Here is a 12,126-nt window from a genome sequence, read left to right as displayed (position 1 = left end):
GGCTTGTCCTTAGAACACAATGACTAGGATTCGTCTCTCCGTACAAAAAACTGGGTCGTCCGCTTAAATATCTGCATATCGTTAAGTAATAACGGTATGATTTGTTACCGTCGAAAAAACGTCTGATTGAGGGGTTGGTTACATGATTGAAATAAACGGAAAACCACTAGATCTTTCGACGCTTCCTGCACTTTCACAAGTTGAACAGGCAATCGTTCAAAGTTTAGCAGCGACAGACGTTGTTTATTCATACCAAAATCCAAAAGAATTAAGCTTCGAACTCGCTTTGCGCACCAACATTTTGCAAGCGTCCGTTGCGCTGCTTCAAAGCGGAGCTCGATTCGAGTCGTTTCAAAAATCGTACTGCAATCCGCGTTTTTGGTATCGGATGCCTAACGGGGCGTTTCAATTAAGGCAGGGCGTTCGTCCTTCCAGTGCAATTGATGACATTTTTTACAATGGACAGCTGTACGGTTTTGAATGTGCAACCGCCATCATTATGATTTTTTATAAAGCTGTCAGGGAATCGATCGACCAACCTTCGTTTGATCGCTTATTTCAACAACTTTATCTCTATTCATGGGAACATGACGAAGATCTCCAGTTGGAAACACGCGAAGGAACTGACTTTGTCATTGGTGATTGTGTCTATTTCAACAATCCTGATTTTGCTCCTGAAAATGCCGTTTGGCGAGGAGAAAATGCCATCAAGCTTGATGACGATTTGTATTACGGACACGGAACGGCGATTGCTTCCAGCGAACAGATTATTTTCCACTTAAACCAGCAACGTCGCCCTGGGTCAACCCTTTCCGCCTATTTGCTAAACCAAGTGACCCGCTTAAATTTCCGCTTTGTACGGACTTTTTCTGATACAGGTTATTCACCAAGAACCGGCCTTGATTCAGCCATTTTTGTCGAGCAACAACGCTTGTCTCGCTTTATGTAAACATAAAAAAGAGGCTTTCAACTGAAAACCTCTTTTTTGACTATTAACGTGGTTCAATAATCAGCTTAATCGCCGTTCGTTCTTCGCCATCAATCTGAATATCTGTAAATGCGGGGATACAGACTAAATCAATTCCACTGGGGGCGACAAACCCTCTTGCAATCGCTACTGCTTTAATTGATTGGTTTAATGCGCCAGCGCCAATGGCCTGTATCTCAGCCGCTCCACGTTCACGAATAACGCCAGCAAGAGCTCCTGCTACTGAATTTGGTGTCGATTTTGCTGATACTTTTAAAACTTCCAATACTACCCCTCCTTAAACAAGTTAAGCTCATCCATTCACTCACCGTTTGACCTTATAAATGAAACAGGCAGTTGCCTTAACACATTTATATTTAAGGAGGGGCCATGATATGCCTTAATAAATCATTTGATTATCGAAACGTTGAATACGGGTAATCTTCCGCGCTTTGCCCGTTTTTTCATCAATATCAATAAATGCACCGTTTAACTGTTTCTGACCTTCAGCCACTTCAAATTTCGCTGGTAGTCCTGTTAAGAAACGGTGTAAAACCGCCTCGCGATCCATACCAAGAATGCCGTCAAGTGGACCAGTCATACCTGAATCGGACAAATACGCCGTCCCTCGCGGTAGGATGCGCTCATCAGCTGTTTGAACATGCGTATGCGTTCCGATGATGGCACTAACGCGTCCATCAAGATACCAACCCATTGCCTGCTTCTCGCTCGTTGTTTCTGCATGAAAATCGACAAAAATCACGTCTGCTTCGCCTTCAAGCTCTGTTAAGATCTCATCAGCTTTGCGAAATGGACAATCAGCAGGGTTCATAAACGTTCGTCCGAGCAAGTTGATGACGGCCATTTTCGTTCCATTTAAGTTCATAATTCGGTACCCTACGCCAGGGGTTCCTTTCGGCAGATTAGCTGGACGAACCAGCCATTTTGCATCCCCGATAAAGTCGAAAATCTCACGCTTGTCCCAGGCATGGTTTCCGAGCGTCACCATTTGTGCTCCTTGCTCAAGGAAGCCTTTGTAAATTTTTTCAGTAATGCCTTTGCCATGCGCCGCGTTTTCACCGTTAATGATCGTTACGTTCGGTTTAAACGTTTGTTTCAGTTCTTTCAAATGCGCTGAAATCATCTCTCTTCCTGGAGAACCAACAACATCGCCGATAAATAAAATCTTCAAAAAATCACTCTTTCAATTCATTTTTCAAAAAAATAAAGTGGCTTTCGCCACTTTATTTTGCATATTCAACTGCACGCGTTTCTCGAATAACCGTTACCCGGATATGACCAGGGTAGTCCAGTTCTTGTTCGATTTTTTTGGTGATGTCTCGTGCTAACTTATGTGCGTTGGCATCATCAACAACATCAGGGCGGACCATAATGCGCACTTCTCTTCCCGCTTGGATCGCGAACGTTTTCTCAACTCCATCAAATGACTCAGAAATTTCTTCAAGCTTTTCTAAGCGCTTAATATACGTTTCTAACGTTTCACGTCTAGCTCCTGGTCGAGCTGCCGACAGCGCATCTGCCGCGGCGACAAGTGTCGCAATAATTGATGTGGACTCGGTATCGCCATGGTGTGAAGCAATTGCATTCACGACAACAGGATGTTCTTTATACTTTGTCGCTAATTCTACACCAATTTCAACGTGGCTTCCTTCCACTTCATGGTCAATCGCTTTCCCAATATCATGCAATAACCCTGCTCGCTTAGCGAGTTTAATATCTTCGCCAAGTTCCGCTGCCATTAATGCCGTTAAGTGCGCGACTTCCATTGAATGCTTCAGCACGTTTTGACCGTAGCTTGTACGGAAACGCAAACGCCCTAATATTTTGATTAAATCAGGGTGAAGTCCGTGTACACCAACTTCAAATGTCGTCTGTTCTCCATATTCACGAATCGTCTCGTCTACTTCACGTCTGGATTTATCCACCATCTCTTCAATGCGAGCCGGATGAATTCGTCCATCTTGCACAAGCTTTTCGAGAGCAGAGCGGGCAATTTCTCGTCGTATTGGGTCAAACCCAGACAAGATAACCGCTTCTGGCGTATCATCGATAATTAAATCAATTCCGGTCAATGTTTCAAGAGCACGGATATTACGGCCTTCACGACCAATAATGCGCCCTTTCATCTCATCATTCGGAAGATTAACGACTGATACGGTTGTTTCAGCCACATGATCAGCAGAGCAACGCTGAATTGCTAGTGAAAGAATTTCACGTGATCGCTTGTCCGCCGTTTCTTTCGCTTCAGCTAACTTGTCTTTAATCAAGATCGCTGACTCCTGTGCAACTTCTTGTTCCACTTCTTGGCGAATAATCATTCTGGCTTCTTCACGACTTAAGCCAGATACGCGCTCCAACTCTTGTTTCTGATCCAGCACTAGCTGGGTCATCTTACTTTCCATCTCTTCAACTTGTCGTTGTTTTTTGGCGAGAGACTCCTCCCGTTTTTCTAACGATTCTTCTTTTTTATCGAGAGTTTCGCTTTTCCGATCGAGAATCTCTTCTTTTTGGACCAAACGATGCTCTTGTTTCTGAAACTCATTTCTTCGCTCACGAACCTCGCGCTCTGCATCACTTCTAAGACGATGAACCTCATCCTTCACTTCAAGAATGGCTTCCTTCTTATTCGTTTCTGCTTCACGCGTCGCGTCATCAATAATCTGCTTGGCTTCCTGTTCAGCACTTGATATTTTCCGTTCAGCGACTGATTTTCGAACAAGATATCCAACAACTGCAGCAACTACAGAGACAGCAAGTAAAATGAGGATCAGAACCAAGAAACTAATTTCGATATTACTTGGCATCGTTACACCTCCCTTGCTATCCAATTGTTGGTTTTAACGTTTTTACGTTTGTTAATCATTAATGAATAATCGATGTCATTAAAATACAGCCAACTTATACACTGTATTACTCATTATTTTACGCTTCACGACAATTGATGTCAAGGGTTGGCAATTTCTTCAAGGTCGCTAATTCCATCACGGATTGAGACTACAAACGCTTTGTCTCCAGATTCGGTTAAATGCTGGTTATGGGTAATCATGATAATTTGTCGGCCGAACATCGTAGCGAGTGATTTGAGAAATTCATACAAGTAGTGGGTGTACTCTCCAGATACATGTTTCCCCGGTTCATCGAGCAGCAACGGACCGGCTTGACGTGGCTGTGTTGTCTCCATCAAGGCAACACGAAGTGCCAACGTCACAATGTCAACCACGCCCCCACCTCGCGCATCTTGCGGTTTGGTTTTCACTTTCATTCCTTCAAAATCTGAAACAACAAACATTTCGGCTACAGCTCTGCTGCCATGTTCTTCAAGTTCAATTTCGAACGATATAAGTGGACCAAACACATACTGCAGCGCATTCGTCACCAGCGTCTCCATTTGCTGCTTCGCCTGCTTTCTAGCGTACTCAGCAGACTGCTGTAAAAGAATTCGCGCTTTCTCATACGTATCAACCGTTTCTTGAAACTCTGTTAGATCACGCTCCGCTTGCTGAAGCCGTTCCACAAGCAGTTGCTTTTTCGCATCAAGTCTCGTCCACTGTTCCTTCGCTTGCGAGAGCGCCCCCTCTAGCTCAGCAATCTGTGCTTCACTGGTCACGGCTAATGAGCTCCTTCGGGATAAGCGCCCATGCTTCTTGCATCGATTGGTCAATCTCCGTTTCTAACTTGGCAATCTCTTGATCGAGCTGTTCTGGTTCAACGCCGAGCTCCGCTAATTCCTGCAACAAGCGCTGCTTTTGATTTTCCAATTCTTCGAGCTTCGCCTCAGCTCGGTAACGAACGTCCTTTGCTTTGTCAATCGCCTGCTTCATTTGCTCTAATTCTTGTTCTACTTGTTTCATCTATGAATCTCTCCCTCCGCATGAATGGCTTGTCCGCATGTTGGACATAAACCCAATTCACTTAATGTTGCGCTGTAATCATTTGCTAGTTTTTCTTCTTTCTTTTTCGTTTCTTCCACAAACGACTGCCCGTCTTTTAAGCGTTTGTTGTATTCGTTTAAATTGTTTAAATGAGCGACGAGCTTTTTCTGACGCTCAATCGTCATTTTCGTTCGATTCATTAATTCTGTTATTTGTTCAAGCGAGTGCAATTGCTCAAAACGCTCACTCGTTTGTTGCTGTTCTTGCTTCATTCGTTTCCATTGCGCCCCAAGCTGCGTTAGCCTCTCTTTGCGAGCTTGCTTTTCGTGCACAATTGTTAGCTTCTCGTTATTCCAATCGTTTAGAAACCTTGTTTGCTGGAGTGCCCGATCCAAGCGCACGGTTTGTGCATGTAAATGCTGATGCTGCTCTTTTGCTCTCGCTGTTTTTTGCAAATGAATAGAGACACGCTCAATCGTTTGCAGCTTGTCCGTTGCCTCATTCACGCGCGCAGTTTTATCAAGCCATCGCTCGCATGCTTGGCTATCTTTATTAAGGCGATACCACTGTTCATGGTGTTGTCGAAAGCTTCTTTTTCTTGCATTAAGCTGGATTAGTTTCTCATAGCGCAGTTCCCAGTCTGTTAGTGATACGACAAGCTCGAGGCGTGCTTCGGTTTGCTCTTTCTCGTTCCTTAAGCGATCAAATTCAGCTTTTACTGTTAAAACACGCTTTAGCCGCTCTCGTTTTGCTTTAATTGCCTGAAGATGCTGTTCGGTTTGATCAAGTTGTTCTTTTGATTTTTCCAATGTTTCAAAGGGTAATAGTTCTTGTTGAAGCTGACTTACTTCGCTCTCGATTTGCTTTGTACGTTGAGAGAGTTGCCCAACGTCTTTTGATGTATCGCGAATCGCCATATCCAAATAATGGGCTCCGCTCATCCGGCCAATCGTTTTTGCTCGCAGTGACCCTGTCTGCTCCAATAAAAAAGGTCCTTCTAATTGTTGCGAGACTTGAAGCTGCCATTCATTATCTGAATCAATTCGAAACGGACGCATTTGGTGCGCATCCAGGACTTCTTCAGGGACCTGCGTGCCAAAGCCCTCAAGCACCAGTTCGTCTTGCTCAAGCGCTTGTATCTTATAGCGGTTTTTTGAAGACGTACGCTCCCGGACAATCTTCGTTCCATTTGTTAACGTGACCGTGACGCGAACAAAATCAGCACCTACCTTTAAAAAATCGGTTCCTCGAGGCAGGTTAAACAACGCCCACCTTAACCCTCGTAGTACGGCGGTTTTTCCGCTATCTGATTGACCAACAATGACGTTTAGCCCTTGATCAAATTGGATCGATGTATCCTGATGCGACTGGAAATTTTCCAAGCGAACCGATTGTAAATTACTCAGCTTGATCACGCTCCCATCGCTCTTCGATTAACGTCATTCTCCGTAACGCTTCTTGTCTAACCTTGTCTTCTACGTTAGACATCGCTGCGATTTCGCGAATAATGTCGTTCATCTGGAGTGTTTGAAATTGAGCTCGTTCTTTTACTTGCTGCACGAATTCATGCAGCTTCTCTTCTTGATGACTTGCTCGCTCCACATACGTCCGATCAAGCACCTCACTGCCTTTTTTTGCTTGGAGCTCCACCTCTTCTAGCTCAATGCCGCTTTCACTCACTTTTCCAATGACCACTTTCGGCATGCGTTCCATTTCCGTCCAGTGGTTATTAATCCGGGCAAGGGCACCGGGGTTACAAATAAACGTCCCCTCTCGTTCTTTGATGCCGAAACCCGAATGAAAGTGGCCGGTAAAGAGAATGTCTGCTGTCGTTCCCCAAATATGATCAACAAGCGTATGGGCAACACCTTCTGGCAGTGCTTTTTCCACGAGCATGCTGTGGACCATATGAATGAGCACGTCAGCGTTGGTTTCGTTCGCTGGGTAATAATCCAACTTTACGTCGCGCTGATCTAAATCATAGTGATAGGGCTGTCCTGACAGCTGCACGCGTAAATCGCCTTTTTCAATCAATACTGGTGCTTCTGGATGTATTAGCGTTAGAATCCCGAATGCGTCAAGCAAACCAAGCATCGTTCTTGAGACGGTTGCAGGATTATGTCCAAACGTATCGTGGTTGCCAGATATCGTATAAATTGGTGCAGGTGCCTTTCGAAATAACTGAGCAAACTGGCCAACTGTACTCGGTGATAAGTCAGGCCGATCGAATACATCTCCACCATGGAGCAAAAAGTCAACCTCTTCTTTCTCAGCGATCGTAAGCACTTGATTGATTTTATCTTTTAATGTCTCCGGAAAAGCGTCAAGCCGGTTTTTTGGCGTTGTTCCCCGAATATGTGTGTCCGTAAAATAAACAAACTTGATCATTTGATCACCTACACTTTTCTAGTCCTTCTCCATTAGTTTAAAGCAAAATGGCGATGCGGTGAAGACTAACCACTTAAAAAGGCTGCCTCCTCTAATAAAGAGGGGCAACCCTGAGATGCATTATTTTAAGTCAAGCGGCACTTCTTCAAATGATTCATCTTTTTCATCTGCTGCTTTTGGTTGACCGTCTAAACTATGATGCTCACGAATTAAACGTTCAATTTCAGAAGTCGTTTCTGGATTTTCTTTTAAATACTGCTTGGAATTCTCGCGTCCTTGTCCTAAGCGATCGCCTTTATACGAGTACCAAGCACCACTTTTTTCAACGATATCCAGTTCCGCCGCGATATCGAGCATCGAGCCTTCTCTTGAAATTCCTTCTCCGTACATGATATCAACTTCAGCAAGTCGAAACGGTGGAGCGACTTTGTTTTTTACCACTTTGATTTTCGTCCGGTTCCCGACAATATCATTCCCTTGTTTTAATGCTTCTGCTCGACGCACTTCAAGTCGAACCGACGAATAGAACTTAAGTGCACGTCCACCAGGTGTTACTTCAGGGTTACCAAACATAACGCCGACTTTTTCACGGATTTGGTTAATAAACACAGCAATCGTTTTCGACTTATTAATTGCACCAGAAAGCTTACGTAGCGCTTGTGACATTAATCGAGCTTGAAGACCAACATGGGAATCACCCATCTCGCCCTCGATTTCCGCTTTTGGTACAAGCGCCGCGACACTGTCAATAACAATAATGTCAAGCGCACCACTGCGTACAAGTGCTTCGGCGATTTCAAGCGCCTGCTCGCCTGTATCAGGTTGAGAAAGAAGTAACTCATCAATATTTACACCTAATTTTCCTGCATAAACAGGATCTAACGCGTGCTCCGCATCAATAAACGCTGCTTGTCCGCCTTGACGCTGTACTTCAGCAATCGCGTGGAGAGCAACGGTTGTTTTACCAGAAGACTCTGGACCATATACTTCAATAATCCGTCCCTTCGGATAACCACCGACTCCTAAAGCGATATCCAGCGCAAGTGCTCCCGTTGAAATTGTGGAAACTCGCTGTTCTGCTTGTTCACCAAGCTTCATAACTGAACCCTTACCAAACTGCTTTTCGATCTGACGTAGCGCCATGTCTAACGCTTGTTTGCGGTCACTCACTTTTCATCTCTCCTCTTATTCCTCATTTACGAACGTTTATTTACACATGCATGTTTTGAAAACCATGTCTAGATGTTATCAAGTTTCGATCTGCTCTTTCTTACGTTTCTATCATAACTTGTTTTATGAGATTTGCCAATAGTTTTTACGAACATTTATTCGGTTTTTTTAAAATAGAAAAAGACCGGCCGTGTTCCGGTCTCATTCTATTTGGCTTATGTTCTCCGTGGGCTTGATGGCGTGCGTCTTTCTCTTTGAGGACGAGGCTTGGCTGGTTCCAAATTAACTCGCGCCCCATTAATTCTTGAATAACGCAGACCTTCGTATACAAATGGTGCTGCCTCTTCCGGTACATCAACAAACGAGAAGTTATCAAAAATGTCGATTCTTCCAATCGATTTAACTGGAATCCCTACTAAGCGGGCAATTTCTTCACCTAGAATCTTCGGTGTAAGGTTGACGTTGCGTCCAACATTGATAAAGAAGCGCACCATTCCTTTTGCTCCGCCTGTTTCTCCGAAGCTATAGCCTGCGTCTTCATTGGCTGTCTCAGTCGAAAATTTAAGCTTTAGTAAAGCGGCAACAACCTGTTTCGGATCTTGTTCAGCAAGAATCTCATCAACAAGAGGGAGAAATAAGTCCATCTCTTTTCCAGCTTGCTCAATCGTTTCTTGAATCAAGTTTTTCCAAGCGCTTTGCTGCTTTTCAACCACGTCTTCAATCGTCGGAACAGACTGCGACGGAATATGCATCTTAATTTCTTTTTCAATCGAACGTAGATGCTTCATCTCTCTTGGCGTAACAAGCGTTACCGCTGCACCTGTACGGCCTGCTCGACCAGTTCGGCCAATGCGGTGCACATAGCTTTCAGGGTCCTGCGGGATGTCAAAATTAATAACGTGGCTTACGTTCTCAACATCGATCCCTCGTGCTGCCACATCGGTCGCAATTAAAAATTCAATAGAGGAATCACGAAACTTCTTCATGACAACATCGCGCTGTGATTGCGTTAAATCACCGTGAAGGCCATCAGCTAGATAGCCTCGTGCCTGGAGGGCTTCCGTTAGTTCTGCAACGCCTTTTTTGGTCCGGCAGAATAAAATACCTAAATCAACATCATCACTGTCAATAATTCGACAGAGTGAATCGACTTTATTCCGCTCAAGCACCTTATAATAGACTTGATTAATTAACGGTGCGGTTACTTCACCTTTATTAATTGTTACTGTTGATGGATTGTCCATGTACTTACGCGAAAGCTTACGTATCGCTGGAGGCATTGTGGCCGAGAACAACAGCGTTTGGCGCATGTCTTTTACTTCTTTTAAAATTGATTCAATATCGTCAACAAAGCCCATATCAAGCATTTCATCTGCTTCATCAAGTACAACAGTATGAACGGAGTTTAACTGTAAAGTACCACGACGCAAGTGATCAAGCATCCGCCCTGGCGTACCAATAACGATTTGTACACCTTGTCTTAACGCCTTTATTTGATGACCAATTGATTGCCCTCCGTAAATAGGCAACGTCCGAATTCGCTTATGCGTCGATAACTTTTGCAATTCCCCTGCAACTTGAATGGCTAATTCTCGCGTAGGAGTTAATATGAGTGCTTGAATAAAACGTTCTTCCGTCACTTTATCAACAACAGGAATTCCAAAAGCCGCTGTTTTTCCTGTACCTGTCTGCGCCTGACCAATAACATCGCCGCCCGTTAAAATCGCAGGAATTGCTTTTTCTTGAATTGGTGAAGGCTCTTCAAAGCCCATATCTTTAATTGCTCGTTTCACTTGATCTGATATCTCGAAGTCTGCAAAGAATGTCATTTACTACCATTTCTCCTTTTTAATTCTTCCAACAAGTAAAAGTATCCGTATTTTACCGCACGTTTACGCACGGCGTTTCGTCCACCTGACAGCGACAAGGCGTATACCCGTTCCTCTCCGTCAGGAAGAACAAGTGCCAACTTGACGACGCCAGCTTCTTGATCACCAACTTTATCCGGCCCGGCAACGCCGGTAAAAGCAATTGCGACATCCGTTTGAAAAAGTCGCTTGGCGCCTCTCGCCATTTCCAGCGCACACTCTTCGCTGACTGCACCGTTTGTTGCTAGCGTTTCATTCGAAACCCCTAATACCACTTGTTTTATTTCGTTGGTATAGGCCGTTATACTTCCTTTTAACACTTGGGACGCTCCCGGAACAGAAGCAAGCTCGCTAGAGAAGAGCCCCGCCGTTAAGCTTTCTGCGCTTGAAATGCTTAATCCTTGCTCAGATAAAACCGCATAGGATTCTTTGACAAGCGTTGTTTCATTATAGCCATACAAAAAAGAGCCGACTCGAGCGGAAATCAACCGCTCTGTCTCATCAAGTAAACGAATCGCTTCTTCTTGATCTGTATGTTTGACTGTGAGACGAATCTTGACTTCACCGTCACCTGCAAGAGGAGCAATCGTTGGGTTCGTTTGCTGATCAATTAGATCTTCTAAGTCTGTTTCAAGCTGAGACTCGCCTATTCCGAAAAAATGCATAATCCGCGAAGTAATGGCCGATTGGTCACTTACTCCTAGCAATAGTGGCATAAGCTCATGTTCAAACATTGGCTTCATTTCACTCGGTGGACCAGGAAGTAACACAATTTTCTTTTGGTCGGCAAGTTCCACAACCATCCCAGGCGCCATGCCGTGACGATTTGCAAGAACAGTAGCATCTTCAATCACATAAGCCTGCTTTTTATTATTTGGCGTCATCGTCCGGTTATGACGTTTAAAAAAAGTTTCGATGTATTCAAGAGCTTGTTGATCATAAACAAGCTTTCTCCCACAGAAGGAGGCAACCGTTTCTTTTGTTAAGTCGTCTTTTGTCGGTCCAAGTCCCCCTGTTAAAATCACAACATCGGAACGATCATGCGATTGCTCAATTGCTCGCGTTAACCGTTCTTGATTATCGCCAACAACCGTATGGGAGTATACATTGACACCGATACTCGCTAACTGTTTTGAAATAAACTGGCCATTTGTGTTGGCAATTTGACCGAGCAACAGCTCAGAACCAACTGCAATAACTTCAGCGTTCAACCAATCCCCTCCGTTACATTGATTTCAAAATAACATGTTTGTTTTTAAGAAAATAATCAATTCCTGACCAAATCGTCAAGAAAGCGGCAATGTAGAGCATGATGTCAGCAAAAGGTAGTGACAGCGCTGAGAAAGGAATATTATGTAATAACGTTGCGATAATAGCCACCATTTGCGTTAATGTTTTCCACTTGCCAAGGTTGCTCGCAGCAATGACATCTCCTTCTGCTGCTGCAACTAAACGAATCCCTGTAACAGCAAACTCACGACTAATAATAACGATGGTGATCCATGCCGGGACAAGTTGAAGCTCAACTAAACCAATTAGAGCAGCCGCCACTAACAATTTATCAGCTAATGGATCCAAAAATTTACCGAAACTTGTGATGAGATTTAATTTCCTTGCATAATAACCATCAAGCCAGTCCGTAGCCGCAGCGACAATGAAAATGGCGGTCGCGACTAAAATTGAATTCGAGATGGTTACATCAAATAAACTCACTTCACCAAGAGGCACTTCCACTAACAAAAAAACCATAAAAAGTGGAATCATACAAATTCGTGCTATGGTAATTTTATTTGGTAAATTCACGTTCTTCCCTTCTTTCCAACTTGCCTTTAAGCTTTAG

12 protein-coding genes are annotated in these 12,126 nt (G+C 44.0%); 1 reads left to right on the top strand and 11 read right to left on the bottom strand.

The genetic code is table 11. The features are described from left to right. The first annotated feature begins 142 nt into the window (after window positions 1-142). The gene (locus tag JOC54_RS04600; RefSeq protein ID WP_035422086.1) at window positions 143-949 is read left to right on the top strand and encodes a protein-glutamine gamma-glutamyltransferase; all 807 of its coding nucleotides are present in this window, start codon (window positions 143-145) and stop codon (window positions 947-949) included. A 43-nt stretch (window positions 950-992) separates the two neighbouring features. On the opposite strand, the gene JOC54_RS04595 is transcribed toward JOC54_RS04600, so the two are convergent. The 11 genes from JOC54_RS04595 to pgsA all read right to left on the bottom strand — a co-directional run bounded on the left by JOC54_RS04595 (window position 993) and on the right by pgsA (window position 12,089). Next, a complete protein-coding gene (locus JOC54_RS04595; RefSeq protein WP_035422084.1) occupies window positions 993-1,253 on the bottom strand; it encodes a stage V sporulation protein S in 261 nt (86 codons plus the stop codon). A 114-nt stretch (window positions 1,254-1,367) separates the two neighbouring features. Next, window positions 1,368-2,159: a TIGR00282 family metallophosphoesterase gene (locus tag JOC54_RS04590; RefSeq protein ID WP_204464766.1), complete on the bottom strand. Its 792-nt coding sequence runs from the start codon at window positions 2,157-2,159 to the stop codon at window positions 1,368-1,370. A gap of 52 nt (window positions 2,160-2,211) precedes the next feature. Continuing rightward, window positions 2,212-3,792: a ribonuclease Y gene (gene rny, locus JOC54_RS04585; protein ID WP_035422082.1), complete on the bottom strand. Its 1,581-nt coding sequence runs from the start codon at window positions 3,790-3,792 to the stop codon at window positions 2,212-2,214. 140 nt (window positions 3,793-3,932) lie between these two features. Further along, window positions 3,933-4,595 carry an ATP-binding protein gene (locus JOC54_RS04580; RefSeq protein ID WP_204464765.1) on the bottom strand — a complete coding sequence of 221 codons (663 nt, stop codon included), beginning with the start codon at window positions 4,593-4,595 and terminating at the stop codon, window positions 3,933-3,935. Beyond that, window positions 4,585-4,839: a hypothetical protein gene (locus JOC54_RS04575; protein ID WP_035422080.1), complete on the bottom strand. Its 255-nt coding sequence runs from the start codon at window positions 4,837-4,839 to the stop codon at window positions 4,585-4,587. The genes JOC54_RS04580 and JOC54_RS04575 overlap by 11 nt, the downstream gene beginning before the upstream one ends. Continuing rightward, entirely contained in the window at window positions 4,836-6,275 is a 1,440-nt protein-coding gene (locus JOC54_RS04570) for an AAA family ATPase (RefSeq protein WP_204464764.1), read from the bottom strand. Before JOC54_RS04570 ends, JOC54_RS04575 begins: the two co-directional genes overlap by 4 nt. Next, a complete protein-coding gene (locus tag JOC54_RS04565) occupies window positions 6,259-7,248 on the bottom strand; it encodes a metallophosphoesterase family protein (RefSeq protein ID WP_204464763.1) in 990 nt (329 codons plus the stop codon). The genes JOC54_RS04570 and JOC54_RS04565 overlap by 17 nt, the downstream gene beginning before the upstream one ends. Window positions 7,249-7,368: 120 nt before the next feature. Continuing rightward, window positions 7,369-8,418: a recombinase RecA gene (gene recA / locus JOC54_RS04560; protein ID WP_035422073.1), complete on the bottom strand. Its 1,050-nt coding sequence runs from the start codon at window positions 8,416-8,418 to the stop codon at window positions 7,369-7,371. A gap of 215 nt (window positions 8,419-8,633) precedes the next feature. Next, window positions 8,634-10,247, bottom strand: coding sequence for a DEAD/DEAH box helicase (locus JOC54_RS04555; protein WP_204464762.1), 1,614 nt, complete (start codon window positions 10,245-10,247; stop codon window positions 8,634-8,636). Next, window positions 10,244-11,497 carry a competence/damage-inducible protein A gene (locus JOC54_RS04550; RefSeq protein ID WP_204464760.1) on the bottom strand — a complete coding sequence of 418 codons (1,254 nt, stop codon included), beginning with the start codon at window positions 11,495-11,497 and terminating at the stop codon, window positions 10,244-10,246. The genes JOC54_RS04555 and JOC54_RS04550 overlap by 4 nt, the downstream gene beginning before the upstream one ends. A 13-nt stretch (window positions 11,498-11,510) precedes the next feature. Beyond that, window positions 11,511-12,089, bottom strand: a complete 579-nt coding sequence (gene pgsA, locus JOC54_RS04545) for a CDP-diacylglycerol--glycerol-3-phosphate 3-phosphatidyltransferase (RefSeq protein WP_054792251.1) — start codon at window positions 12,087-12,089, stop codon at window positions 11,511-11,513. Between the last annotated feature and the right edge of the window lie 37 nt (window positions 12,090-12,126).

The organism is Shouchella xiaoxiensis (assembly GCF_016907895.1).
GTDB lineage: Bacteria > Bacillota > Bacilli > Bacillales > Bacillaceae_D > Shouchella > Shouchella xiaoxiensis.
Note: the sequence above shows the minus strand (reverse complement) of the source record. Positions and strands in the feature narration are given on the sequence as shown.